Below are 25,743 nucleotides of genomic sequence, written 5' to 3'. Positions count from 1 at the left end.
GCTGTTGCCTCCAGGGCGCGGGGTTCGTTCCGGCGCCATGGGAGCCGTACTCCTTCCGTACTCCGCCTACCGGGCCGGCTGTCGGGTTCGGGCGGAAGATTCCGGAAGGCATGCCCTACGGCCCTTGCCCGGTGGGGCAGTTGGGCCGATTCACCCCAAGGTCGGTTGGGTCCTGGTTCCGGTGGCCACGGGGGCGCCGGATTCGGCGGAGGTCGCGCGACCCGGCGAGGTTCGCCGGAGGGAGTCGTGCGGCCTACAGCCAACTTAGCCAATTTGTGTGCCTGGTGTGAAGATTGGAGCGCGAACTGTCCGATATGTAATTGTGACCTTCGTCTACGTGTCCCGGCCGCGACCAGGATGTCGTACGACCGCCGTGCGCCCCATGGTCGCCGCGAGCGTGCGCAACCGGCGCCAGTCCAAAGGGGGTTGGGCCTCCGGCACGCCGGGCCGGTCCCTGGGGACGCGGACGCGCAGCGCTCCGGGTTCGACGCGGCAGTGGACCGGGGCGGGCAGGACCAGGGCCTCGCCGTCGATGCCGGCCTCGATCTCCGCACGGTCGGCGTCGATGACCACCTCACGGGTGGTCAGGACCGCGATTCCGTCCGGCGCGGGGTCCAGCACGAGCACGGCGGCCTCGGCCGCGCTGTCCACCGTGATGCCGAGGACACCGAGCAGCCCGGAGTCGAGCCGTTCGCGGCGGCCGAGACCGGCCGGATCGTTGGTGCGGTAGGGGTTGTTGCTCACCAGTACGGCCTGCGGGGCGTCGAGCGTCGTGTCGCCGGTGCGGGCGGTCAGTCGCGGCCCGCGCTGGCGGGTGAGCAGGTCGGGCAGGAGGTCCAGGATGGTGCCGATCTTGTCGTCGCGGTACGCGGGACTCTGCACGACCGCCGCGTACGCTCCGAAGGAGGCGTTGTTGACGAACGGGTGGCCGCCGGCGAAGCCGAGGTCCACGCGGAGTTCGACGCCGTCGGTGAGGGCGTCCAGGCAGGTCGCCGGGTTGTCGCGATCGAGGCCGAGATCCATGGCGAAGTGATTGCGGGTGCCGGCGCAGACCACCAGGAACGGCAGACCGTGTTCGGCGGCGACGGCCGCGACCAGCGCCTGGGTACCGTCACCGCCGGCGACGCCCAGCAGATCCGCGCCGTCCGCGACGGCGGCCCGGGCCAGCGCGGTGACGTCCTGGTGCTGGTCCGGGTCGAGGAGCACGACCTGCGCGCCGAGCCGCTCCGCCTTCTCCCGCAGTCCGAACTTCGCCACCTTGCCACCGCCGGAGTGCGGGTTCATGAGGAGGAAGGGTCGCCGCGGCGGTGGTGCCCTGCGTTCCTTCGGGCGCGGGGCGTGCGTCCGGTCGCTCCGCAGGGCGTACCGGCCGCTCCAGACGGCCACGGTCCACAGTGCCAGCGACACGGGGATGGCCCAGAGCAGGCGGGCCACGGCGAACAGGGTGATCACGGCGCCGGGGGCGACGGCCGCCAGCACGGCCGCCACCCAGCGGAGCGGGCCGCGCCGGGTCAGCGCCCACCACAGCGCCGCCGCCGTGACGGCCACGCCGAGGAGCGCGGCCAGGAGCAGCAGTACGCCGTCCACGCCTCCGTAACCGAGCGGCAGCAGCACCGCCAGCGCCGCCGCGACCAGCGCGGCCCTGGCCGCCCACCGTTTCCCGTGGCCGACCTGCGCGCTCGCGTCCACACCCATCGCTCCTCCACGGACGTCGTAGAAGTCCGGCCCTGGTGGGCCCGGCCGCACGGAGGCCTGGTTCGGCGGGTCGTTCGCTGCGTGCGGGGTCGGCCATCGACGACACAGTCGTATGCAACCGTCGGGTAAGGCCCCGCGCAACCGCCACGCTCCGCCAGGGCCCGCGCCGACCGGGGCCGGTCCGGGCGGCTCTCACCGAACCCTTGGTCCACCCCTCGGGGCCGGGACCGTCCCGGCTGATGCACGATGGGCGGCGGCGGGCCCCGGCAGGACGCCGGGGTGGGGCGGGGAGGGACAGTGGTGATGAGTGGGCAGCGCGGCCGTGTCCTGGTCGTGGACGACGACGCGGCGATCCGCCGCTCGCTGGAGCGGGGCCTGAGGCTCGGCGGATTCACCGTGGACCTGGCCGACGGGGGCCGGCCGGCCCTGGCGGTGGCCCGGCGGACGCCGCCGGATGTGATCGTGCTGGACATCTCGATGCCCGACCTCAGCGGCATCGAGGTGTGCAGGGCACTGCGGGACGAGGACAACGACGTACCCGTGCTGATGCTCTCCGCACTCGACGAGACCGCCGACCGGATCGCGGGCCTGCAGGCGGGCGGCGACGACTACCTCGTCAAGCCCTTCGCCCTGCAGGAGCTGGTCCTGCGGCTGGAGGCGCTGCTGCGGCGCAGGCCGCCACGGGACAGCGGCACCGTACGGGCCGGCGGGCTGCTCCTTGATCCCGCCGCCCGCGGAGTGAGCCTCGACGGGCGGCCGGTGGAACTGACCCGCCGCGAGTTCGAACTCCTCCACTTCCTCGCCCGCAACGCCGGCATCGTGCTCAGCCGGGACCAGCTCCTCGAACGCGTATGGGGCTACGACTTCGAGGTCCGCACCGACGCGGTGGACACCTTCGTCAGCTATCTGCGCCGAAAACTGGAGACGTCGGGGCGCTCCCGGATCATCCACACCGTACGAGGCGTGGGCTTCGTCCTGCGCGACGACGACCCGCGGGAGCGGCCGTGAGACTGTCCACGCGGATCGCCCTGGCCGTCGGCGCCACCGTGCCCGTACTGGTACTGGCCACCGGCTGGCTGCTGCTGCGGCTGGTCGCCGCGGATCTGCACGATCAGCAGGACACGCATCTGCGTGAGCGCGCGGTGGCCGTCGCCAAGGACGCCCGGGGGCTGCTGCGCGCGAGCGCCGCCGACCGGTCGGCGGCGGTGGAGCAGGCCCGCGAACGCCGGGTGTTCACCTCGGCCCTGGACGTGGGCGTACGGCTGATCGGCCCCGAGGAGACCTTCACGGGCGGCCCGCAACCGGCGGCCGACGTGGCGCTGCCCGCCAGGGCGCCCGTGCCGGTCACCCTCCGTGCCGACGGCAGGAGCTGGCGGATCCTGTCGACCCGGGTGACGGGGGCGCGCCCCGGCGTGCGCGGCACCCTGTGGCTGTTCGCGTCCGACACCGCCGCCGACACCCAGGTGCGCCTGGTCCGACGGCGCGCGGTGACCGTCGCCCTGCTCGCCGCACCGCTGTCCGGGCTGCTCGCCTGGGCCGTCGCCACCCGGGCGAGCACACCGCTGCGCCGTCTGCAACGCCGGGCGAGCGGCCTCGACCCCCGCTCCAGTCCCACCCGACTCGATCACACCCCGACGCGGATCGCCGAGGTCGACGACCTCGCACACACCCTGCAGACCGTCCTGGCACGCTACGACGAGCAGGCGCTCAGGACCGCCGAGGCACTGGCCACCGCCCGCTCCTTCGCCTCGGCGGCCTCGCACGAACTGCGCACGCCGCTGATGAGCATGCAGACCAACCTGGAGATCCTCACCGAGCATCCGGAACTCGCCGGACCCGACCGCGACGAAGTGCTGCACGACCTGAGCCGCGAACACGCACGCCTCCTCGGGGTCCTCGTCATGCTGCGCGACCTCGGCCGCGGAGACCTCGTCGAGGCGGACGCCTTCGGCCCCGTCGACCTCGCCGACCTCGTCGAGGCGAGCACGGAGGACCAGCGGCGACGCCATCCGCACGCACGGGTGGTCGGCCACTGCGCACCGGGGCTGCGCGTACACGGCTGGGAGGCGGGACTGCGGAGCCTGGTGGACAACTTGCTCGTCAACGCCCTGGTCCACGGACACGCGGACGGGCAGCCCCTGCAGGTCGAGGTGACCTTGCGCGCGAGCGGCGCCGACGCGCTCCTCGTCGTCGAAGACCGGGGACCCGGGATCCCGCCCGCGCTGCGCACCGAGGTCTTCGCACGCTTCCGCCGCCGACCGGACAGCCCCGGCTCCGGCCTCGGACTGACCCTGGTCGCCCAGCAGATCGCCCTGCACCGGGGCGGGATCCGGGTACTGGACCGGCCCATGGGTCCGGGCACCCGCGTCGAGGTCACCCTGCCGCTGAGCGACGGCACCGCGGACACGGGGGCCACGCTTCCGCTCCCGCGCAACTGGATGATCACGACCGCCGACCGGCCACAAGAATTCCACAAAGACGGCTCCTAGCTTTCCCGGCGAGAGGGCAGTCGCCCGTGAACGCGGAGGAGTTCGTCATGCCAAGCACCAGGAAGACCGTGATCTCGGTCGTCTCGTTGGTCGCCGCCGGATCGCTGTTCGGCGCCGCCACGGCCGACGCCGCGACACCCGCGCCGTCCGGCACCCCCACGGGTGACGGCGCGGCGGCGCTCTGCAAGCGCGCGCCGAAGATCGACCGGCGGATCGACCGGATCCTCACCCGGCTGCGCGCGGACGCTTCCCAGCGTGGTTCCATCGCCCGTCTCGAGCAGCGGGTGGCGAACGCCAAGTCCGCGGGGCACACCCAGATCGAGACCTACCTGAACGACCGGCTCACCGTCCGGCGTTCCCTGGTCCCCACCCTGGAGACCCGCAAGAAGGACCTGGCCGACGTCGAGAAGTGGTGCGGCGCCCACGACAACGGTCGTACGAACTGATGCGCGCGCGCCACACCGTGCCGGCCGTACTGGCCGCCCTGCTGTTCCTGGCCGGATGCGGCCACGGCGGGAGCGCACAGAGCACGCACAGCACACAGTCCGCACAGGGCACGCAGACCACTCGGCAGCCCGCGCCCACCTCCTCCGCGGACCTCGGTCACCTGCGGAAACTCGTCGACGACGCCGATTCCGCGGCGAGCGCGGCGGAGTCGGACATGGCCCGGGAGTGAGGTCAGCGTTCCGCCGACGAGGGCGATCCGGTGGGATGGAGCCGGTGGTGGCCGTCGACGGAACGGGTGGCGAAATGCGGTCGATGCGGGTGGTGCGAGGCGATGCGTTCGATGATCAGGAGGGCGGCGTCGTCGCCGGGATGGTCGCCGACATGCGCGAGGAGGTCGTCGTGGATGTTCCGCATCAGGGCTTCGGGGCTGGAGACGGGAAAGGAGGCGACCCGCTCGAGGAGCGGGTAGAAGACGCCCGACGGTGAGCGGGCTTCGATGACGCCGTCGGTGTAGAGCAGGAGGATGTCACCGGTTTCGAAGGTGAACGGGTCGGGTCGGTGGCTCGCGGCGGGCAGCTCGCACATGCCCAGCGGCGGGAGGGGGTGGCGCGGGTGCAGGACCGTGACCTCCTGGTTGCGCAGCAGGAGAGGCGGTGGGTGACCGCAGGTGATCATCCAGGCGTCCGGCCCCTCGTCGGGGATGTCGAGCACGAGCGCGGTGATGAAGTGCTCGCCCGGGTCGTGCTCGGTGTCGGCCACGTCCTCCAGGTCGCGGCACACGCTGACCTCCAGTGCCGCCGTGAGTTCGGGCAGGGTGGCGTACCGGTGAGCGCCCTCTCGGAACGAGCCGAGTACCACCGAGGCCTCGCCGATGGAGGCCAGACCCTTGCCGCGTACGTCTCCGATGATCACCCGCGTGGAGGCCTGGGCGGCGCGGGAGACCGCGAACAGGTCGCCGCCGATCTGCGTCTCGTCCTCGGCGGCCAGGTACAGCCAGGCCACGCGCAAGGGCCCGATCCGGCGGGGCGGCGGGCGCAGCAGGACCCGCTGCGCCGTCTCGGCCACCGACCGTGCCCGGCTCAGCTCCCGGGCACGCCGCTCGCGTACATGGCAGACGAAGACCACCAGCGCGGAGAGCACGGTCAGGGCGATGATCTGTGCGACGTGGTTGGCGGTGGTCAGTCCGCCGTGGAACACCGCGATGAAGATCTGGGCGGCCACGGCCAGCGCCCCCACGACCGCGGTCAGTCGTGGCCCGGCCAGGGAGGCGGTGAGGGCGGGGGCGATGACCAGCAACGGACCCAGGTGGACGTTGGTCGGGGAGTGGAGGTCCACCACAGTGATCACTACGATCAGCGCGAGTGGGATTGCCACCAGTCCGCGGCCCGACGGCTGCTCCACGAGGCGGTCCACTGACACACGCCGGACATCCACATATCCCAGTTTGCCCCCGATTCCGAGGCCCGTGCTCCCCGGCGGCGGGTCATAAGATCGGCTTATGGGGTCATAGATCCAACCCGGCTACTGACTAAGGTTTGCCTTAGTTTAGGCTTCCCGACGAGCCACCCTGCCACCGTTCGAAGGGAACCTGATCATGCCTCGCCCTCTGCGGGTAGCCATTGTCGGAGCCGGCCCCGCCGGGATCTACGCTGCCGACGCGCTGCTGAAGTCCGCAGTTGCGGTCGAGCCCGGTGTGTCCATCGACCTCTTCGAACGGATGCCGGCCCCCTTCGGCCTGATCCGTTACGGCGTGGCCCCCGACCACCCGCGGATCAAGGGCATCATCACGGCCCTGCACCAGGTGCTCGACAAGCCCCAGATACGTCTCTTCGGCAATGTCGACTACCCCGGGGACATCAACCTCGACGATCTGCGCACCTTCTACGACGCCGTGATCTTCTCCACGGGGGCGACGGCCGACCGGGCCCTCGACATACCCGGCATCGGCCTCGACGGCTCGTACGGTGCCGCGGACTTCGTCTCCTGGTACGACGGTCACCCGGACGTGGCACGGACCTGGCCGCTCGAAGCGGAGAAGGTCGCCGTCCTCGGCGTCGGCAACGTCGCGCTCGACGTCGCCCGCATCCTCGCCAAGACCGCCGACGAACTGCTGCCGACCGAGATCCCGCAGAACGTCTACGACGGCCTCAAGGCCAACAAGGCCCTGGAGGTCCACGTCTTCGGCCGCCGCGGTCCGGCGCAGGCGAAGTTCAGCCCGATGGAGCTGCGGGAACTGGACCACTCCCCGAACATCGAGGTCATCGTCGACCCCGAGGACATCGACTACGACGAGGGCTCGATCGCGACCCGGCGCGGCAACAAGCAGGCCGACATGGTCGCCAAGACCCTGGAGAACTGGGCCATCCGCGACACCGGTGACCGCCCGCACAAGCTGTTCCTGCACTTCTTCGAGTCCCCGACCGAGATCCTCGGCGAGAACGGCCAGGTCGTGGGCCTGCGCACCGAGCGCACCGCCCTCGACGGCACCGGCAACGTCAAGGGAACCGGCGAGTACAAGGACTGGGACCTCGGTGCGGTCTACCGCGCCGTGGGCTACCTGTCCGACGAACTGCCCAAGCTCCCCTGGGACGCCGAGTCGGGCACGGTCCCGGACCAGGGCGGCCGGGTGATCGAGGAGACCGGCGAGCACCTGCAGTCGACGTACGTCACCGGCTGGATCCGACGCGGGCCCGTGGGTCTGATCGGCCACACCAAGGGCGACGCCAACGAGACCGTCGCGAGCCTGCTGGACGACCACGCGAACGGACGTCTGCACACGCCCGGCTCGCCCGACCCGGAGGCCGTGGACGCGTTCCTCGGCGAGCGGGACGTCCGCTTCACCACCTGGGAGGGCTGGTACCGCCTGGACGCCGCGGAGAAGGCGCTGGGTGAACCGCAGGGCCGGGAACGCGTGAAGATCGTCGAGCGCGAGGACATGCTCGACGCGAGCGGCGCGTAGGCCTAGGGGGCTCTCCAGGGCTCCTCGGGTCCCCCTGGTCTCAGGGCCCCTCGGCCGGCGCCGGTGGCGAAGTAGCGGCCGAGTCGTCGCCGCCCTTCAGTCGACGTAGTCGGCGACCATGGTCGCGAACTCGTCGGGGGTGACCAGCCGGATGCCGAGGTCCTCGGCCTTGGCACGCTTGGATCCGGCGCCTTCGCCGGCGACGACCAGCGTGGTCTTCTTGGAGACGCTGGAGGAGGAGCGGCCACCGGCGCGCTCGATGAGTTCGTTCATCTGGTTGCGGCTGAGCTTCTCCAGCGGGCCGGTCATGGCTCCGGTGACGACGACCGCCATCCCGGTCAGCGGCCCGCCCGCCGGCTCCGCGCCCTGGGCGCCGGTATCGGCGCCGGTGTCGGTGTCGTCGGCGGCGACGGGCGGAGTGGCACCGGGCTCGGTCATGTTGACCCCGGCCGCGGCGAGCTTGTCGATGAGCGGGGCGAGTTCGGCGAGTTCGGCCACGATGGACGGGGCCTTCTCCGTGCCGATGCCCTCGACCCGCTGCATCGCTTCCGCGTCGGCGGCACGGATGTGGTCCATGGTGGCGAAGTACCGGGCGATACGACGGGACATGGAGCGGCCCGTACCGCGGACGCCGAGCGCGCACAGGACCCGCGACAACGGCTGCCCCTTGGCCGCGCCGATCGCCGCGAGGAGATTGTCGGTGCTGGTCTCGCCCATCCGTTCCAGGGCGAGGAGCTGGTCGCGCGTGAGGGCGAACACGTCGGCCAGATCGGCGACCAGGCCGGCCTCGACGAGCTGGACGACACGGGTGTGGCCCAGGCCCTCGATGTCGAGCTGGTCGCGGCCGGCGGCGTACGAGAGGGCGGCGACCAGATGACAGTTGCGGCCGTTCTCGCAGCGCCAGCGCTGCTCGCTGGTGTCGATGGCGGAGCCGCACCGCGGGCACACCTCGGGGAAGACGATCGGCCGCTCCTCGCCGGTGCGCAGATGGGCGACGGGGGCTTCGACGCGGGGAATGACGTCCCCGGCGCGGTGGACCATCACATGGTCGCCCAGACGCAGGTCGCGGCGGGTGATGTCGGCAGGGTTGTGGAGGGTGGCGTAGGTGATGGTGGAGCCGTCGATATCGACCGGTTCGAGGACCGCGCGCGGAGCGATGATGCCGGTGCGGCCCACGTTCCACTCCACCTCCAGCAGCCGGGTGATCTTCTCCACGGCCGGCAGCTTGTAGGCGATCGCCCAGCGCGGTGCACGCGAACCGGATCCGGCGGCCTCCTGATCGGCGGCGAGGTCGGCCTTGACGACTATCCCGTCGATCCCGAACGGCAACTCCGCCCGAAGCGCGGCGATCTCCTTCACCCGGGCCAGGACCTGCTCGGCGGTCTCCGCCGTGGTCCCGGGCACGGCGGTGGCGGCGGTGGTGTTCACGCCGAGCTCGGCGCACCGGGCCATCAGCTCGCTGTGCGCGGCCTCGCCCAGCCGTGCCGCGAGGGCCTCCTCGGTGCCGGGCAGCGGCAGCAGGGCATAGCCGAAGAAGGTCATCGGCACGGTGTAGGCGCGGTCCTTGGCGCGCAGTGTGCCCGCCGCGGCGTTGCGCGGGTTCGCGAACGGCTGGCCGCCGTGCGCGGTGCGCACCTCGTTGGCGTGCTCGAACTGGGCGGTGGTCATCAGGACTTCGCCGCGCACCTCCACCGTGACCGGCTCGGCGAGTTCGGCCGGGAGGCCTTCGACGGTGCCGATGGCGTGCGAGACGTCCTCCCCGGCCGTCCCGTCACCACGGGTGATCAGCCGGGTGAGGCGACCACGGGTGTATCGGGCGGCGATCGCGAGCCCGTCGAGCTTCGGCTCGACACCGAAGCGGGTGACGTCATGGCCGATCCGCCGGGCCAGTGACGCGGTCCAGGCGGTGAACTCCTCCGGCGAGAACACGTTGTCCAGGCTCAACATGGGAACCGTGTGCGGGACATCGCCCTCCACGGCGCCACCGGCGACCTTCCCGGTCGGTGAGTCGGGCAGCACCTCGTCGGGATGAGCGGACTCCCACGCCGCGATGCCGCGCACGAGCCGGTCGTAGGTGTCGTCGTCCAGTACCGACGTGCCGCCCGCGTAGTAGGCGGCCGAAGCCTTCACGGCGTCCTCGACCGCCTGCGCGTAGGCGGCGGCATCCACGATCACTGCGGCTGGTGTTGTCATACCCGCCATCCTGCACGCCACCACTGACAACGCCCCGGCACGCGTCTGCCGCACGCCGGAAACCAGGTGAGCACGACCGCGGTGACCACTACAGTGAACTCGTTCAGGTGCGAAGGTTTCGGCTACTTCTCCTGTCAAGAGAGAAACGCGGGTTCGAATCCCGTCGCCCGCCCCAGCGGGTGTCGTCCAGCGGCCCAGGACACTTACGTCGCCGACACCGATTCCGATCTCTGAACACCGCGACACGAGCCGTCCGCCAGGGGGGAGTTACAGGCGGACGGCTTCGTCGTGCGCGTAGGAGCGGCTGTCAGTGACGACGGCCCGCCGCTCCCGCTCCCGCCCGCAGCCCGCAGGCAGCGGCTCGGCTCACTCGGGCGGCGCGGAACCCGGCGCGCCCACCCGCAGACCGTCCATCACGAGGTCCAGAAGGCGGGTGGCGCGCGGCTGCCAGTCCCCGTCCGCGTCGATCTGCCAGAGACCGGCGATGAAGAGGAAGAAATCCTCGGGGGTCACTCCGGGGCGGATACTGCCCGCCTTGTCGTTCGCCGCCAGGAGCAGCGCGGTGGCCGAGGACATCGCGCCGTGCCCCAGCCGGGTCAGCGTGCCGTGCGCGAGGGTGGTCGCGCGCAGGGCTTCGGCCAGGCCGACCTTGGTCATGGCGAACTGGGCGAGGCGGTCCATCCACTCCCGCAGGGCCCGGTCCGGCGCACGCGTCTCGAGCAGCTGCGCCGCGGCGTCGGCGACCTGCTGCACCTCGTGGCGGTAGATCTCCAGGAGGAGTGCCTCGCGATTGGGGAAGTTGCGGTAGAACGTCCCTTGCCCGACCCCCGCCTTCTTGGCGATCGCGCTGAGCGGGGTGTCCGCCGACCGCGTCAGCTCGGCCAGGGCCACCTCGAGAATGCGCTCGCGATTGCGTTGCGCGTCCGAGCGCAGCGTGGCGGCCTTCTTCTGCTGCACTCGGGCCTCCTTCGTCCTCCGCCCTCCCAGGCGAGTACCTTGCTAAGCGGACAGCTGTCCGATAGGTTCGAGGTGAACGGACAGCTGTCCGCTTAAGGGTTCACCATACCGCCGGATCCGGCCAGTGTGGACCATCGGTGCCCCCTTTTCCCGGCCCTCTCGCGACTTCCTTTCCCCCTCAGACAGGCGAAAGAAGGCTGATCATGGCCCCCACGACGTCCAGCGCCACGACCTCGACGTCCAGCACCATCACCCTGCACGTCAACGGCGAGAAGTACACGCTGCCCGTCGACCATCGCACCACCCTGCTCGACGCGCTGCGTGAGCGTCTCGATCTCACCGGTACCAAGAAAGGCTGCGATCAGGGCCAGTGCGGCGCCTGCACGGTGCTGCTCGACGGACGCCGGGCCGTCTCCTGTCTGCAACTCGCCGTCGCCGCCGAGGGACGCGAGATCACCACCATCGAAGGGGTGGCGGACGGTGAGCGGCTGCATCCCGTGCAACAGGCCTTCCTCGACCTCGACGGCTACCAGTGCGGCTACTGCACGCCCGGCCAGATCTGTTCGGCCCTCGCGGTGATCGAGGAGCACGCGGCGGGCTGGCCGAGCGCCGTGACCGCGGACGTGCGGCCCGAAGCGGGAGTTCCGCAGCTCACGCCCGAGGAGATCCGTGAGCGGATGAGCGGCAACCTGTGCCGGTGCGGCGCGTATGTGTCGATCGTCCAGGCCGTCGCACGGGCGGCGCAGTCGTCCGATACACGGTCGTCCGATACACGGTCGTCCGATACACGGTCGTCCGAGACCAAGGAGGCGGCGGCATGAGGGAGTTCGACTACGAGCGCGCCTACGACGTCACCGGCGCGGTCGCGCTGCTGGGCGCCGACCCGGACGCGCGCTATCTCGGCGGTGGTACCAATCTCGTCGACCTGATGAAGAGCGGGGTGGAGCGGCCCGCCCGGCTCGTCGACGTGCGTGAACTCCCCCTCGACCGGGTCGAGTTCACAAGGAGCGGCGGGCTGCGGATCGGCGCCACCGTGACCAACAGCGACCTCGCCGCCCATCCCGACGTGCGGCGCCACTACCCGGCGTTGACCCAGGCCGTGCTGGCCGGGGCCTCCGGTCAGCTGCGCAACATGGCCACCGTCGGCGGAAACCTGCTCCAGCGCACCCGCTGCGGCTACTTCACCGATCTTGCGAAGCCCTGCAACAAGCGGGTCCCCGGCAGCGGTTGTCCGGCCGTCGAGGGCGAGCACCACAACCACGCCATCCTCGGTGCCTCCACGCACTGCGTGGCCACGCACCCCTCGGACATGGCCGTGGCCCTCACCGCCTTCGACGCCGTCGTCTCGTACGAAACGGCGGACGGGCCGGGGGAGTTGCCGCTCTCCGAGTTCTATCTGCCGGTGGGTGACACCCCGCACCTGGAGACCGCCCTGCCGCCCGGCGCGCTGATCACCGGCGTCACCCTGCCGGCCGCCCCGGTCGCCGCCCGCTCCCGCTACCGCAAGGTGCGCGAGCGCGCCTCGTACGCGTTCGCGATCGGTTCGATCGCCGCCGCCCTCGACATCCATGACGGTGTCGTACGCGAAGTGCGCCTCGCCTTCGGGGCGGTGGCCTCCCGGCCGTGGCGGGCCCGTGCGGCCGAACGGGCGCTGACCGGGGGACCGGCGAGCGCCGAGGCCTTCGCCGCCGCCGCGGACGCCGAGCTCGCGGCCGCCCGGACGCTGCCCCACAACGGATACAAGGTGCCCCTGATGCGCAATCTCGTCGTGGCGATGCTGACCGAACTCACCGAGGAGGCGGCCCGATGACCGGTACGACCGCGACCACGACCGCGACGACGGCGGCGACCGCGACGTTCGGGGCCGTCGGCGCCGCCCACACCCGCGTCGAGGGCGTGGCCAAGGTCACCGGGGCGGCGCGCTACGCGGGCGAGGTCCCGTATCCCGAACTCGCCCACGGCTGGCTGGTGTTGTCCACCGTGGCTCGTGGCCGGATCCGTGCGGTGGAGTCCGCGCCCGTCCTCGCCATGCCGGGCGTCGTCGCCGTCCTGCACCACGAGAACGCCCCGCGTCTCAACGGCGACTACACGAACGCCTTCGGGGCGCCCGACCCGATCGCCCAGATCTTCCAGCACGACCGGGTCCCGTTCGTCGGCTGGCCGGTGGCGCTGGTCGTCGCCGAGACGCCCGAGCAGGCCAGGGAGGCCGCCGAGGCCCTCGTCGTCGTGTACGACGAGGAGCCGCCCGACGTCGCGTTCGCCGCGGGCCTCCCCGGGGTGTACGCGCCGGAGAGCGCCCCCGCCGCGCAAAAGGGCGACCTGGAGGCCGAACTCGCCGCGTCCGCCGTCGTCGTGGACGCCGAGTACAGCACTCCGGAGGAGCACCACAACCCCATGGAGCCGCACGCGGCGATCGCACGTTGGGACGGCGGCCGGCTCGAGGTCGTCGACTCCAACCAGGGCAGCAGGTTCGTGGCGGACGAGCTCGCGAAGCTGTTCTCGCTCGACCCCCAGTCGGTGCGGGTGCGCTCGGAACACGTCGGCGGCGGCTTCGGCTCCAAGGGCACCCGCCCGCACTCGGTCGCCGCCGCGATGGCCGCGACCGTCCTGCAGCGCCCCGTGCGCGTCGTGCTGACCCGCCGCCAGATGTTCTCGCTCGTCGGCTACCGCAGCCCCACGGCCCAGCGGGTCAGGCTCGGCGCCGACGCGGACGGCCGACTGCGCGCGTTCGACCACCGGGCCGAGTGCCTCACCTCGACGGTGTACGAGTTCGTCGAGCGGGCCGCCGAGTACGGGCGCGCGATGTACGACTCCGACGCGCACTACTCGCAGACCCGTGTCGTACCGCTCGACGTGCCGACCCCGAGCTGGATGCGGGCGCCCGGCGAGGCCCCGGGCTCGTTCGCGCTGGAGTCCGCGCTCGACGAACTCGCCGAGAAGTGCGGACTCGACCCGATCGCGCTGCGCGCCCGCAACGAACCGGCCGTCGGCCCCGTCTCCGGGCTGCCGTTCAGCGGCCGCAACCTGCTCGCGTGCTTCGAGGAGGGGGCCCGCCGATTCCGCTGGGCGGACCGTGACCCGCGTCCCGGTGTCCGCCGCGAGGGCCGCTGGCTGCTCGGGACCGGCACGGCCGCGTCCACGTTCCCCGTGCTGTCCGCCCCGTCCACGGCGGCCGTGACGGCCGAGCCCGACGGCAGCTTCACCGTACGGATCACCGCGTCCGACATCGGGACCGGGGCCCGGACCGCGCTCACCCTGATCGCCGCGGACGCGCTGGAGGTGGCGCCGGAGCGCATCCGGATGCGCATCGCGGACAGCGACTTCGGCTTCGCGATGATCGCCGGCGGCTCGATGGGCACCCGCTCGTGGGCCTGGGCGATCAGGGTCGCGGCGGACGAGCTGCGCGAGCGGCTGGCCCTGGGCGGCGGCATTCCGCCGGAGGGGATCACGGCACGCTCGGACACCTCCCAGGCGGTCGGCGCGCTGGAGCAGAAGGAACGGCACTCCTTCGGGGCCCAGTTCGCCGAGGTCGCCGTCGATGTCACCAGCGGGGAGGTGCGGGTGCGGCGGATGCTCGGCATCTTCGCGGCCGGCCGGATCGTCAACCCGCTGACCGCGCGCGGGCAGTTCGTCGGAGGCATGGTCTGGGGCCTGTCCATGGCCCTGCACGAGGAGGCTCACCGGGACCGGGCCAGCGGCGGCCATGTCGGCGCCGACCTCGCCGGCTACCACTTCTCCGCGCACGCCGACGTACCCGACATCGAGGCGGACTGGGTGGACGACCCCGACCCCGGGGACCCGGTCGGCATCAAGGGCATCGGCGAGATCGGGGTCGTCGGAGCTGCGGCGGCGATCGCCAACGCGGTCTGGCACGCGACGGGTGTACGTCACCGGAATCTGCCGATCCGCCCGGACCGGGTGCTGCTGGCGGGCACGGGAGGGGACCGGGATGCTTGACATCGCCGACGAGCTGAACCGGTGGGCCGAGGAGGGCCGGGACTTCGCCGTCGCCACCGTCGTGAGCGTCGGCGGCAGCGCCCCGCGCGGCCCCGGCGCCGCCCTCGCGGTCGACAGCGGCGGCACGGCCATCGGCTCGGTCTCCGGCGGCTGTGTCGAAGGCGCCGTGTACGACCTGTGCGTCCAGGCCCTCCAGGACGGCCGCACGGTGCGGGAACGGTTCGGCTACAGCGACGAGGACGCCTTCGCGGTGGGGCTGACCTGCGGCGGGGTCATCGAGGTCCTGGTCACCCCGGTGCGCGCGGACGCGGCTGAGCGGCCGGTGTACGCGGCGGCGCTGGCGGCCGCGTCCCGGGGCGAGGCGGCGGCCGTCGCCCGGGTGGCCCGGGGACCGGCGGAACTGCTGGGGAGGGTGCTGTTCGTCCGCCCCGACGGCTCGTCCGACTCCTCCGGCTCGTCCGACTCCTCCGGCTCGTTCGACTCCTCCGGGACGTCCACGTCGTACGCGGGCGGCCCGGGCGTCTCCCACGAGGGGAGCCTCGGCGGTCGGCCGGAGCTGGACCGCACGGCGGTGGCCGAGGCTCGTGCCCTGCTGGCGGCGGGCCGCACCGGCACCCTCGAACTGTCGGAGGACGGCGCGCGCTGCCCGGGTGGCGTGACCCTGCTCGTCGAGTCGAGCGTGCCACCGCCCCGAATGATCGTCTTCGGCGCCGTGGACTTCGCGACGGCGCTGGTACGGGTGGGCAGGTTCCTCGGCTATCACGTGACCGTGTGCGACGCCCGCCCGGTCTTCGCCACCCGGGTCCGCTTCCCCGACGCCGACGAGATCGTGGTCGACTGGCCGCACCGCTACCTCCGACGCACCGTGACCGACGACCGCACGGTCCTGTGCGTGCTCACCCACGACGCCAAGTTCGACGTACCACTGCTGGAGGCGGCCCTGCGGTTGCCGGTGGCGTTCGTCGGCGCCATGGGGTCACGCCGCACGCACGAGGACCGTGAGCGGCGGCTGCGCGAAGTCGGCCTCGGTGAGCGGGAGTTGGCCCGCCTGAGATCTCCGATCGGGCTCGACCTCGGGGCCCGTACGCCGGAGGAGACCGCGCTGTCCATCGCGGCGGAGATCGTCGCGGCCCGGGAGGGCGGGACAGGCGCTCCACTGACCGGCTCCAGAACACCGATCCACCGTGACGGGGGCGGGCGGGGGACCGGTGCGGCGCGGGCGCGGGAGGCAGCCTGAGAAAGGCGCGTGCGGTCGAAGGACTCAAGCGCGAGGTGCGCGGGTCGACCACCCTGGAGGTACCGCCGGTGCCCGGCCGGCGCGACCTGGGAGGTTGGAATGGACACCATGCACGCGGTGCGCGGCCACCGACGGGGCGGCCCCGAGCAGCTGACGTACGAGATCGCCCCGCGTCCGGTGCCGGGCCGGGGAGAGGTCCTGGTCGGGGTGCGGTCCGCGTCCATCACGCCGGACGAACTGGACTGGGACGCGACCTGGACCGACAGCCTCGACGGCAGCGGCAGCGAGCGGGTGCCCATCGTCGCGTGGTCGTGGTCGAGCCGGGCCGGCTTGGCGGTGAACGGGATCAGCCCGTACACCTCGTCGCCGACGTCCCAGTCCGACACCTCGGGGCCGAGCTCGGCGACGACACCTGACACCTCCTTCGACGGACGTCTCCTGAGCCGACACCGGACACGGCAAGCAGTCGAGCCGTGGCCGCGGCTCAGGAAGCCGAGGCCGGGCGAGTGAGCCAGTCGCACGCGGTCTGTGCGGTGAACTCGCGCTGACCGCCGCGCAGGAGCAGCCCTGCCGTGGCGAACTCCGGGTCGTCGGCCTGTGCGGCGACGTACGGGACGGCGATGCAGCGCATCCCGGCCGCGTGTGCGGCGGCGGCGCCCGGAGCGGCGTCCTCCAGGACCACGCAGTCCGCCGGGTCGGCCTCCAGACGGCGCGCCGCCTCGAGGAAGACGTCCGGGGCGGGCTTGCCGTGCGCGACCTCGTCGGCCGAGACGACGGTCGTCAGATGGGCGGCCAGGCCGGTGCCCGTCAGGATCGCCTCGATGGCGGCGGGCGAGGAGCCCGAGGCCACGGCCATCGAGGCGCCCTCGGCGGCCAGCAGTTCCACGAACTTCCGCATCTCCGGGTACACGTGCGTGGCGGCGCGTGCCAGCTCCAGATAGCGGCGGTTCATGTCGGCGAGCAGGGCGTCCAGCGGGGGCCGCAAGCCGTAGCGCTCCTGCCAGAGCGCCACCGTCTCCCGGGTGCTGATACCGACGTAGCGCTCGTGCTCGGCCCAGGTGAAGTCGGTGATGCCCTGCTCGGCGAGCGTCTGGCGGCCGGCCTCGAAATAGTTCGGCTCGCTGTCCACGAGTGTGCCGTCGAGATCGAAGATGACCGAGGTGCGGCCGAGAGTGCTCATGGGGTCCAGGATGCCAAGCGAGGGCCGAGCGCGGCCGATCACCCCTGTGCCACCCGTCAGCTTCTGGCTGCACGCCCGATCGACTCCACCAGCGGCAGCACCCGGTGCGGAACCCGCTCGCGCAGGGCCACCTCGGTGCGGGTGCGGACGACACCGGGCATGCTGATGAGCGCCTGGATCACGTCCTCCAGGTGGGCGTTGTCGCGCGCCACGACCCGGGTGAGCAGATCGCCGCCGCCCGTGATCGAGAACGCCTCGATGATCTCCGGTACGGCGGCCAGCGCCTCGCCGACCTCGTCGAGGTGGCCCTGCGTGACCTCGATGTGCACGAAGGCGAGGACGGGGTGGCCGAGCGCCGCGGGGGACAGCGAGGGGCCCGTACCGGTGATCACCCCGTCCCGCTCCAGCCGGTCGAGGCGGGCCTGGAGCGTGCCGCGGGCGACACCGAGCGTGCGGGCGTACTCGCGCACGCTGGTACGCGGCTGCTCCAGCAGCAGCCGCAGGATGCGGGTGTCGAGTTCGTCCACGGCCATGATCCACCGGCCTCCCTGCCGCCTGGGCTGATCTTCTTCGACCGTACCAATGGCTCAGCCCGCCGTGAGCCCGGTGTGCCGGGTCACCCCCTCCTGCTCACCTTGTCCCCTGCGCCGCGTTTGCCGGTGTGCCGCCCACCGCGTTACCTGGAGGGGTGGCGCAAGGCCCGAGGAGCGGCGAGGAGCGGCGATGATCACGCAGGAGCAGGTCGACCGAATTCTCCGGCTCGGCGGGAACGGGCTCCCGTTCGTCTCCCTCTACCTTCCCGTGGAACCGGACCGGCCCGGCCGCCGTACGTACCGGGCCCGGCTGGCCAGTCTGCTGGAAGGGATCAGGCCGCTCGCGGAGGACCGCTCGCTGGAGCACGCCGTACGGATCTCGCTGCGCGACGACATCGCGAAGATCGAGCGGAGGCTCGGCGAGGAACCCCAGCGGCCCGGGACCGTCGTCGTCTTCTCCTGCAGTGGCCACGGCGTCTACGAGGAGGTGTGGCTGCCGCGCGCCACCCACGAACGCGTCGTGGTGGACGCGGACCCCTACGTCCGTCCGATGCTGGCGGTGCTCGACGAGTACGACCGCACCTGCGCGGTCGTCGTGGACGAGGTCACCGCACAGGTCTGGGAGTACCACCTCGACGAGGTCCGGGAGCTGGAGGCGATCCGCGACCGGACGCTGCGGGGGCCCGAGCACGCCGCGGGGCTCGACGAGGTCCGGGTCCGCCACAGGGCCGACGAACTGAGCAAAAGGCACTACCGGCGCCTCATCGGCGAGCTCAAGCGCCTGTTCAAGGAGGGGGGCTTCGATCTGCTGGCCATCGGCGGGCACCCCTATCAGGTACCGGCCTTCATCGAGTTCCTCCCCCGTGACCTGCACGACCGGCTCGTCGGCCGCTTCACCGTCGACCGCGACACCGCGACCGCCGCCGACATCCGGGACAAGGTACGCGTCCTTGTCACCGACCGCGCCTACCAGGAGCAGGAGCGACTGGTCGGCGAGATCCTCGAGGCCGTCGCGACCAAGCATCACGCGACGGTCGGGCTCGACGACACCCTGTGGGCGGCCTCGCTGGCCGCGATCCGGACGCTGGCCGTGGACGCGGAGGCCGTCGCCCCGGGAGTCGTCTGCGACCGCGACGGGCTGCTCGCCCGCACGGGGGAGCAGTGCCCGCTCTGCCAAGACGCCCTGCGCGAGGTCCCCGACGTCATCGAGGAACTGGTGAAGACCGTGATCGAGGACGGCGGCGAGGTCCGCCACATCGAGACGGAGACGGACCTGCACACGCACCTGACCGGAGCCCTGCTGCGCTTCGAGCTCCCCCCGCACCCGGTCGACACGGAGTGATGCCAATGGCATCCACGTGCCGCCCCTCCCCACTCGATGACTGTGCCAATGGCTCAGTGCTCCGGAGTCCACTTGAGCCAACAGCCCCGATGATGCTGTGATGGGCAGGTCGATGGCGCTGCGGGACCCCCGCGGCGCCTTTTGCATGCCTGAAGGACAGGCTGAGCTCAAGGGGCGGGGAACAGTGCTGAAGAGGGTGTTCGTGGCACCGGACCCGGGCCGGCTGCGGCTGCGCGGCGCCCTCCGGGCCGTCCTCGGCATCGGCCTGGCGGTGGCCCTGTGCGGCGTCACCGGTTCCTCCCTCGCGGGTGCGGTCGCGGGAGGACTCGCGGCGCTGCTCGCCCTCTTCACGGTCACCGACGCCACGGTGCGCGGACAACTGGTGACGACGGCGCTGCTGCCCGCGGTGGGCCTTCCTGTCCTGGCTCTCGCGGCCACCCTGCACGACCACCCGGCGGCGCGGGGCGCGGCCTTCCTCGCCGTCGTCGGCGCCGGTGTGTACGCCCGGCGCTGGGGCGCGCGCGGCCATGCCCTCGGTGTCTTCGGGTTCATGGCCTTCTTCATGGCGCAGTTCCTGCGCACCGTGCCGGCGCGACTGCCCGAGCTGTACGGCGCCGTACTGCTCGCCCTCCTCGCGTCCTCGGCGGTCCGATTCGGACTGTGGTGCTACGAGCGCCGGATGCCGCCCGCCGGGGCGCCCGTCCCCTCGGCCGGCCGGGGCCTCGCCCGTCCCACTACCCGCCAGGCGGTCCAGGCCGTCGTGGCCGCCGCCTTCGCCCTGGGCGTCGGAAGCCTGCTGTCCCAGGAGCGCTGGTACTGGGCCGTCGGCGCCGCCTGGTGGATCTTCGTCAACACCACCTCGCGCGGCGAGACCCTGATCCGCGGCTACCGCCGGGTCCTCGGAACGGTGATCGGCATCGCCCTCGGGGCCTCGGTCGTCGTCCCCCTGCACGGGGCGCCCGTACCGACCGTGGTCCTGCTCGCCGTGTGTGTGTTCGTCATCTTCTACAGTGCCGCGGTCTCGTACACCTGGATGATGCTCGCGGTGACGGTGATGGCCGAGCTGCTGTACGGGATGTTCGGCGTGCTGGACCAGCACCTGGTCGTGCTGCGGCTGGCGGAGACCGGCATCGGGGCGATCGGCGCCGCGCTGGCGGTGCTGCTCGTGCTGCCGATCACCACGCACGCCACGACGGACGCCTGGATCGTACGGGCGATCCAGTGCGTCCACGCCTGCACGACCGAGGCCGCGGCCCGTCTGAACGGCTCCGCCGCCGCCGACCCCGCGGCACGCGTCGCGGAACTGGAGACGGTGCTGAACAAGGTGCGGCTCTCGCTCACGCCCCTTCTGCACCCCCTCAATCCCCTGCGCGCCCGCGGCCGCAGGGCGCGCCAGGTACTCGCGGCGCTGAACACCTGCGCGCGGGAAGTACGGGGCCTCGCCGCCATCGCGTCGGACCCCGTGGCCTCCTGCGACAACCGCCTCGCCGTGGCGTGCGAACGCGTCGAGAGGGCCGTCGAGGCACTCACCTCACCCGAACCGCGGCGGATCACGGTCCAGGCCGGAACACCTCCCCTGGAAGAGCCGGTACTCGCACACCTGCACGGGCTGGAGCGGGCACTCGCCGAACTCGCCGCGCCCCTCCTGCACCCTCGTGCTTCGAACCCCGTTCGCGTCTGACACGCGCGAGGCACGTGCACGGACCACGTAGAGGGTGGATCACCGCCCGGGCGGGGTAACCCCGCGGCTATCGGACGCACGGAACCCGCGGACCGTGCGGGAGCGGCTCGCGGGATAAGCCTCTTGGGGGTGGCACCATGCGGGACTTCCCGCGAGGAACCGGACAGGGAGAGCGTTGCGGCGACGACGGGAGCGCGCGGCGCCCGACGCCGTGGGCCGAGGGGCCGGGCGGCTGGCTGGACCGTGTTCCGGCAGGTCGCAGGGACCGCGGCGCGACCCCGACCGCACCGCCGTACGCCGGCGGATCCCGGCGGACGCAGCCGTCCGTCCCGGGTCTCGGCGGGCGCCTGACCCCCGTGCCGGGCCGGTCCGACGCCCCTACGCCGCACGACGACTCCCCGCCGTACGCACTGCTGCGCGCCGCCGCCGAGTTCCTCACCCTCCGCCACACCGAGGAGCGCCTCGGCGACCCGGCCCGGCGCATCGCCGCCGCGCGGGCCGAGATCGCGGAGACCGGCACGTACCGCCACACCACCGAGGAGCTCGCCTTCGGTGCCCGCGTCGCCTGGCGCAACGCCAACCGCTGCATCGGGCGCCTGTACTGGCGCTCCCTGTGCGTCCGTGACCGCAGGGACGTGCGGACGGCCGAGGACGTCGCCGAGGCCTCGGCGGACCATCTGCGGGAGGCCGCAGGCGAGGGCCGGATCAGGGCCCTCATCACCGTCTTCGCGCCCGACCGGCCGGGGAGCCCAGGGCCACGGATCTGGAACGAACAGCTCATCCGGTACGCCGGTTACGCCCGCCCGGACGGCGGCGTGACCGGCGATCCGCGCAACGCGGGTCTCACCGCACTGGCCCGGCGGCTCGGCTGGCCCGGCGGCCCCGGCACCCCGTTCGACGTCCTGCCGCTGGTGATCCAGGGCGCCGACGGCAAGCCCGACGAACAACCCCGCTGGTTCACGCTGCCCAAGGACGCGGTGCTCGAAGTGGAGCTCGCCCACCCCGAGTACACCTGGTGGCGCTCGCTCGGACTGCGCTGGCACGCCGTGCCCGCGCTCGCCAACATGTGCCTGGAGATCGGCGGCATCTGCTACCCGGCGGCCCCGTTCAACGGCTGGTACATGGGCACCGAGATAGGCGCCCGCAACCTCGCCGACACCGACCGCTACAACCTCCTGCCGTACCTCGCCGACCGCCTCGGCCTCGACACCCGCACCGACCGCTCGCTGTGGAAGGACCGCGTGCTCGTCGAACTCAACCGCTCCGTCCTGCACTCCTTCGACCGCGCGGGCGTCACCGTCGCCGACCACCACACCGAGTCCCGGCGCTTCCTCACCCACCTCGGCCGCGAGGAGCGCAAGGGCCGCCGGGTCGGCGCGGACTGGTCGTGGATCGTGCCGCCCATCTCCGGCAGCGCCACACCCGTCTTCCACCGCACCTACGAGACCGTGGAACAGCATCCCGCGTACGTCCACCACCCGGAGGCGCGCGCACGGGCGCTCGGGGAGGCGGGCGGGACCTTGGTCTAGACCGTTGGTCGCCGACTGCTACCGTCGGCCCCGGACAGCGCGGGACCGAGAGGGGAACGGCAGTGGCAGACGGCGGCACGCGGGAACAGCGGGCGTTCATCGGCTCGTTCACGGCGGCGGGAGGCCCCGGCGTCCTCACCGCGGCCGTGGACCGCGGCAGCGGCGCGCTGACCCTCCTGAGCGCGGTGGACGGCGTGCCCGATCCCTCGTACCTCGCCCTGTCGCCCGCCCGCGACATGCTCTACGCGGTCAGCGAGACGGCCGACGGCGCGGTGGCCGCGTACCGCGTGGACGGCGACGAGCCGAAGCCCGCCGGGCCGTTGGTCTCCGTCGGAGGCAGCGGCCCCACGCACCTCAGCGTGTTCGCGGGACACGTCCTGACCGCCAACTACGGCTCCGGCAGCGTCACCGCCCTGCCCGTGCGCGACGACGGCGCGCTCGTCGGCGCCGCCTCCAGCGTGCTCCAGCACCAGGGCCGCGGCCCGCACATCCCGCGCCAGCAGAGCCCGCACGCCCACCAGGTACAGCCCGACCCGAGCGGGCGCTGGGCCGTCAGCGTCGACCTCGGCACGGACTCCGTGCGGGTGTGCGCGCTGGACGCCGGCCGGCTCACGCTGCACCGCGAGATCGCGCTGCGCCCCGGCTCCGGGCCCCGCCACCTGGTCTTCCACCCACGCGGCGAACACGCGTACGTGCTCAACGAACTCGCCCCCACGGTCACCGTCTGCCGCTGGAGCGCCCAGGAAGGCTCTCTGCGTCCCGTCGGGGAGACACCGGTGCTCTCGGGGGTCCCGGACGGTGACGCGTACCCCTCGGGCATCGTGGTGTCGCCCGACGGACGCTTCGTGTGGACCGCCACCCGCGGCCAGGACGTCGTCTCCGTGCTCACGCCCGACGCGGTGGGCGAAGGGCTGCGGCTGGTCGCCACGGTGCCCTGCGGCGGCACCTGGCCGCGCGCGCTGGCCCTCGACCCCTCGGGACGCTTCCTGTACGCCGCCAACGAGCGCTCGGGGGACGTGACCTGGTTCGCGGTCGACCCGGACACGGGGGTGCCGCGACGGGGCGGCTCGGTGGAGGTTCCGGCGGCGTCCTGCGTGGTCTTCGGCTGACCCGCCCGGCGGTGGCCCGCCGCCGACGTAGGAGCCGGCGACATACGAGAGAGCCGACGACAGAAGGGCCCGCTCCCGTGCGAGGAGCGGGCCCTTCGACGTGCGAGGGGTGGTGCCTGGGCGGTCAGCGGACCGGCGCGCCCTGCGGCTGCTGTGGGGCGATGCCCAGCGCCGTCGTGTACTTGGCCAGCGCGAGCTTGCCGATCGCCGGGTACGGGCCGAGCGCCTCGGCGGCGGAGCAACCCGCCTCCTTGGCGGCTGCGTCCAGCAGACCGGCGTCGATCTCCGGTCCGATCAGGTACGGAGCCAGGGCGAGCTGCTGGGAACCCGAGCCGCGCAGCTGCTCGGCGGTGGCCGCGATCGCGCCCTCCTCGTCCAGCGCCGCCGCCATCACCGGCACGGCGAGCCGCGCGGCGAGCAGCATGCCGGTGATCCCGGCCGCCTGTACGGCCTCCTCGCCGCCCACGGAGGCGAGGATGATGCCGTCGGCGGCCGTGGCCACGGTGAACAGCCGGGCACGGTCGGCGCGCGCCAGACCCGCCTCGGACAGACGCACGTGCAGCGCCTCCGCGAGCAGCGGGTGGGGGCCGAGAACGTCGGTCAGGTCGGCCGCGATCCGGCTCTCCATGACGGCCTGGCGGACCCGGCGCAGCAGCGCGTTGTCCGGGCCGGCGAGCAGGGGCACCACGACGGCGACGGGGCCGTCGGGCTCGGTCACGTCCGCACCGGCGGCACGTGCCTGCTCATAGCGGGCGGTGCGCTCCTCGGCGGCACGCGTGAGCACGGACTGCAGCGTGGGGAACTCGGCGTCGTCCCCGTCGAGGTACCCGATGCGGGCGTCGAGGCCGGGCAGCTCGGAGCGCGCGATGCTCACGACCTCCTCGGCGAGGCTGCGCGTGGCCGCGCTGGAGGTGCCCGGCACCGCGAGGACGAGCGCAGGCGCGCCCTCGGGAGCCGCCAGCGGCTCGGGTCGGCGGTGCCGCCCGGGCTGGCGAGGTCGCGGCATTCGTACTGGCAGGCCGGACGCGGGTCCAGTGGGGGAGCTCATGGCGACGCATGTTACTGGTTTCTTGGGCTCCCCTGTTCGGGGAGGGTGCAGGTGAGCGGTATCCGTCCCCTTTTGTCTGATGAGTTACGCGTGGATCAGAAATGATCGGTGTGGCTGGACTTGCCGGTGCCGTGGTGCTCCTGTGACGACCGGTGCGGGAGTCAACTTCACTTGTCCGACAGGGTGGATGAATCCCCCTTTCGGGGGACGGATGGCGAGGTTGTGCCCTTTTCGGCTATCACGTAAAGCATGTGTTCGTCGCGGGGGAGCGTGAGCCGGTCGCTCGCCAGGTCGACGGCGATACGTACGGCGCCGTCCAGCGGGGTGCCCGCGGCCGGTACCTGCCGGGCGTGCGGCAGCCGCTGCGTCAACTCCGCGCGCAGCGGTACGAGGAGGGGGTCGCCCATCTGGAACAGGCCCCCGGTGAGGGCGACCCGGTCCTCCCCGGTGTCCGGGCAGACGGCGGCCGCGGAGTCGGCCAGGTGCCGGGCGGCGGCGCGCAGCACGTCGCGTGCGACGGGGTCGCCGACGGCGGACGCGGCGCACGCGGCCACTTCGGGCGCGAAGGAGGCGAGTACGGCGGGCCGGTCGGTGCGTGGATACAGCTTGCCCGGCAACCCGGCCACCGGCCCGAACATCTCCTCGGCCCGCGCCAGCAGCTCCGCCGACCCGCCGGGGCGCCCGTCGAAGGCCCGCAGGGCCGCCTCGAGCCCGGCGCGACCGATCCACGCCCCACCGCCGCAGTCGCCGAGCAGATGGCCCCAGCCGTCCGCCCTGCGCCAGCTCCCCAGATCGGTGCCGACCGCGATCATGCCGGTGCCCGCGGCGATCACCGCGCCCGGCCGGGGGCCGAGCGCGCCCACGTACGCGGTCACCGCGTCGGCGGCCAACGCGAGCCGCCGCACGCCGAGTTCGCGCTCCAGCGCGGAGGGCAGCTCGGCGCGCAGTGCGTCGCCGAGGGTGGCGAGGCCCGCCGCTCCGACGGCGACGGCCTCGAGCTCCTCCGTCCCGGTGGTGGCCATCAACTCCCGGGCCATCGGGAGCAGTTGCTCCAGCAGATGTCCGGCGTCGATGCCGCGCGGGCCGGTGCGGACCGGTTCCTTGGAGGTCAGTGGAACGCCGACGACATGCCCGCGCACGGCCAGCGCCGCCCGCAGCCCCGAGCCACCCGAGTCCACCGCCAGCACACCCGCCGACGCGTGGGAGGGACGCAACAGGCTCCCCTCCTCTCTGCTGACCGGCCGGCTGGGCGGTCGGTTGGGTGATCGGCTGGACCAGCTCGATGATCTCGGCGCGGAGGAAGACTAGCGCCGAGGGGCGGGTCCGTGCGCGGCGCTCGTCCGTATGAATCCGTAGGAATGCGTCACGGCGTGTGCCAGTAGAGTGG

22 protein-coding genes and 1 riboswitch are annotated in these 25,743 nt (G+C 72.6%); of the genes, 14 read left to right on the top strand and 8 right to left on the bottom strand.

Annotated features, from left to right (window positions below):
• Nucleotides 1–47: 47 nt before the first annotated feature.
• Nucleotides 48–218: riboswitch (cyclic di-AMP (ydaO/yuaA leader) on the bottom strand.
• 115 nt (nucleotides 219–333) lie between these two features.
• The gene (locus tag OG798_RS11170; protein ID WP_328756893.1) at nucleotides 334–1,695 is read right to left on the bottom strand and encodes a diacylglycerol/lipid kinase family protein; all 1,362 of its coding nucleotides are present in this window, start codon (nucleotides 1,693–1,695) and stop codon (nucleotides 334–336) included.
• A gap of 303 nt (nucleotides 1,696–1,998) precedes the next feature.
• Between OG798_RS11170 and OG798_RS11165 the strand changes: the two genes are divergently transcribed.
• The 4 genes from OG798_RS11165 to OG798_RS11150 are packed head-to-tail and all read left to right on the top strand — an operon-like array spanning nucleotide 1,999 to nucleotide 4,860.
• Complete coding sequence (locus tag OG798_RS11165) at nucleotides 1,999–2,703, top strand: response regulator transcription factor (protein WP_095856115.1); 705 nt, start codon at nucleotides 1,999–2,001, stop codon at nucleotides 2,701–2,703.
• Complete coding sequence (locus tag OG798_RS11160) at nucleotides 2,700–4,184, top strand: sensor histidine kinase (RefSeq protein WP_328756892.1); 1,485 nt, start codon at nucleotides 2,700–2,702, stop codon at nucleotides 4,182–4,184. The genes OG798_RS11165 and OG798_RS11160 overlap by 4 nt, the downstream gene beginning before the upstream one ends.
• 47 nt (nucleotides 4,185–4,231) lie before the next feature.
• Nucleotides 4,232–4,630, top strand: a complete 399-nt coding sequence (locus OG798_RS11155; RefSeq protein ID WP_121418592.1) for a hypothetical protein — start codon at nucleotides 4,232–4,234, stop codon at nucleotides 4,628–4,630.
• A complete protein-coding gene (locus OG798_RS11150) occupies nucleotides 4,630–4,860 on the top strand; it encodes a hypothetical protein (RefSeq protein ID WP_097226584.1) in 231 nt (76 codons plus the stop codon). Before OG798_RS11155 ends, OG798_RS11150 begins: the two co-directional genes overlap by 1 nt.
• A gap of 2 nt (nucleotides 4,861–4,862) precedes the next feature.
• On the opposite strand, the gene OG798_RS11145 is transcribed toward OG798_RS11150, so the two are convergent.
• On the bottom strand, nucleotides 4,863–5,978 hold the full coding sequence (locus tag OG798_RS11145; protein ID WP_328756891.1) for a PP2C family protein-serine/threonine phosphatase: 1,116 nt from the start codon (nucleotides 5,976–5,978) through the stop codon (nucleotides 4,863–4,865).
• 247 nt (nucleotides 5,979–6,225) lie between these two features.
• Here OG798_RS11145 and OG798_RS11140 point away from each other — a divergent pair, with 247 nt between their 5' ends.
• Nucleotides 6,226–7,590 carry an FAD-dependent oxidoreductase gene (locus OG798_RS11140; RefSeq protein WP_095856119.1) on the top strand — a complete coding sequence of 455 codons (1,365 nt, stop codon included), beginning with the start codon at nucleotides 6,226–6,228 and terminating at the stop codon, nucleotides 7,588–7,590.
• Nucleotides 7,591–7,686: 96 nt separating this feature from the next.
• Here the strand turns inward: OG798_RS11140 and ligA are convergent, their stop codons facing one another.
• Together ligA and OG798_RS11130 are read right to left on the bottom strand one after the other, a co-directional pair.
• Complete coding sequence (gene ligA / locus OG798_RS11135) at nucleotides 7,687–9,783, bottom strand: NAD-dependent DNA ligase LigA (protein ID WP_328756890.1); 2,097 nt, start codon at nucleotides 9,781–9,783, stop codon at nucleotides 7,687–7,689.
• 366 nt (nucleotides 9,784–10,149) lie between these two features.
• Nucleotides 10,150–10,740 carry a TetR/AcrR family transcriptional regulator gene (locus tag OG798_RS11130; protein WP_121416913.1) on the bottom strand — a complete coding sequence of 197 codons (591 nt, stop codon included), beginning with the start codon at nucleotides 10,738–10,740 and terminating at the stop codon, nucleotides 10,150–10,152.
• Between the two features lie 203 nt (nucleotides 10,741–10,943).
• Here OG798_RS11130 and OG798_RS11125 point away from each other — a divergent pair, with 203 nt between their 5' ends.
• The 5 genes from OG798_RS11125 (at nucleotide 10,944) to OG798_RS11105 (ending at nucleotide 16,444) form a co-directional block, all read left to right on the top strand.
• On the top strand, nucleotides 10,944–11,561 hold the full coding sequence (locus OG798_RS11125) for a (2Fe-2S)-binding protein (RefSeq protein ID WP_328756889.1): 618 nt from the start codon (nucleotides 10,944–10,946) through the stop codon (nucleotides 11,559–11,561).
• Complete coding sequence (locus tag OG798_RS11120; RefSeq protein WP_328756888.1) at nucleotides 11,558–12,550, top strand: FAD binding domain-containing protein; 993 nt, start codon at nucleotides 11,558–11,560, stop codon at nucleotides 12,548–12,550. Before OG798_RS11125 ends, OG798_RS11120 begins: the two co-directional genes overlap by 4 nt.
• On the top strand, nucleotides 12,547–14,697 hold the full coding sequence (locus OG798_RS11115; protein WP_328756887.1) for a xanthine dehydrogenase family protein molybdopterin-binding subunit: 2,151 nt from the start codon (nucleotides 12,547–12,549) through the stop codon (nucleotides 14,695–14,697). Before OG798_RS11120 ends, OG798_RS11115 begins: the two co-directional genes overlap by 4 nt.
• Complete coding sequence (locus tag OG798_RS11110) at nucleotides 14,690–15,934, top strand: XdhC family protein (protein ID WP_267061080.1); 1,245 nt, start codon at nucleotides 14,690–14,692, stop codon at nucleotides 15,932–15,934. The genes OG798_RS11115 and OG798_RS11110 overlap by 8 nt, the downstream gene beginning before the upstream one ends.
• A 99-nt stretch (nucleotides 15,935–16,033) precedes the next feature.
• Nucleotides 16,034–16,444, top strand: coding sequence for a hypothetical protein (locus OG798_RS11105; RefSeq protein ID WP_328756886.1), 411 nt, complete (start codon nucleotides 16,034–16,036; stop codon nucleotides 16,442–16,444).
• Here the strand turns inward: OG798_RS11105 and OG798_RS11100 are convergent.
• Together OG798_RS11100 and OG798_RS11095 are read right to left on the bottom strand one after the other, a co-directional pair.
• Nucleotides 16,419–17,114, bottom strand: coding sequence for an HAD family hydrolase (locus tag OG798_RS11100; protein ID WP_121416917.1), 696 nt, complete (start codon nucleotides 17,112–17,114; stop codon nucleotides 16,419–16,421). The two genes, OG798_RS11105 and OG798_RS11100, sit on opposite strands and share 26 nt — an antisense overlap.
• 56 nt (nucleotides 17,115–17,170) lie before the next feature.
• On the bottom strand, nucleotides 17,171–17,647 hold the full coding sequence (locus OG798_RS11095; protein ID WP_121416918.1) for an Lrp/AsnC family transcriptional regulator: 477 nt from the start codon (nucleotides 17,645–17,647) through the stop codon (nucleotides 17,171–17,173).
• A gap of 190 nt (nucleotides 17,648–17,837) precedes the next feature.
• Here OG798_RS11095 and OG798_RS11090 point away from each other — a divergent pair, with 190 nt between their 5' ends.
• From OG798_RS11090 to OG798_RS11075, 4 genes are all read left to right on the top strand, one after another.
• A complete protein-coding gene (locus tag OG798_RS11090; RefSeq protein WP_121416919.1) occupies nucleotides 17,838–18,989 on the top strand; it encodes a baeRF10 domain-containing protein in 1,152 nt (383 codons plus the stop codon).
• A 184-nt stretch (nucleotides 18,990–19,173) separates the two neighbouring features.
• The gene (locus OG798_RS11085) at nucleotides 19,174–20,670 is read left to right on the top strand and encodes an FUSC family protein (RefSeq protein ID WP_121416920.1); all 1,497 of its coding nucleotides are present in this window, start codon (nucleotides 19,174–19,176) and stop codon (nucleotides 20,668–20,670) included.
• A 137-nt stretch (nucleotides 20,671–20,807) separates the two neighbouring features.
• Nucleotides 20,808–22,199: a nitric oxide synthase oxygenase gene (locus OG798_RS11080; protein ID WP_328756885.1), complete on the top strand. Its 1,392-nt coding sequence runs from the start codon at nucleotides 20,808–20,810 to the stop codon at nucleotides 22,197–22,199.
• Between the two features lie 62 nt (nucleotides 22,200–22,261).
• On the top strand, nucleotides 22,262–23,308 hold the full coding sequence (locus OG798_RS11075) for a lactonase family protein (RefSeq protein ID WP_121416922.1): 1,047 nt from the start codon (nucleotides 22,262–22,264) through the stop codon (nucleotides 23,306–23,308).
• A 124-nt stretch (nucleotides 23,309–23,432) separates the two neighbouring features.
• Here the strand turns inward: OG798_RS11075 and OG798_RS11070 are convergent, their stop codons facing one another.
• On the bottom strand, nucleotides 23,433–24,356 hold the full coding sequence (locus tag OG798_RS11070) for a sirohydrochlorin chelatase (protein ID WP_095856132.1): 924 nt from the start codon (nucleotides 24,354–24,356) through the stop codon (nucleotides 23,433–23,435).
• Between the two features lie 167 nt (nucleotides 24,357–24,523).
• Entirely contained in the window at nucleotides 24,524–25,570 is a 1,047-nt protein-coding gene (locus OG798_RS11065) for an N-acetylglucosamine kinase (protein WP_328756884.1), read from the bottom strand.
• Nucleotides 25,571–25,743 lie beyond the last annotated feature (173 nt).

The sequence above is a fragment of the Streptomyces sp. NBC_00271 genome, from assembly GCF_036178845.1.
GTDB lineage: Bacteria > Actinomycetota > Actinomycetes > Streptomycetales > Streptomycetaceae > Streptomyces.
This window is presented reverse-complemented; position numbering and strand designations above follow the sequence as displayed.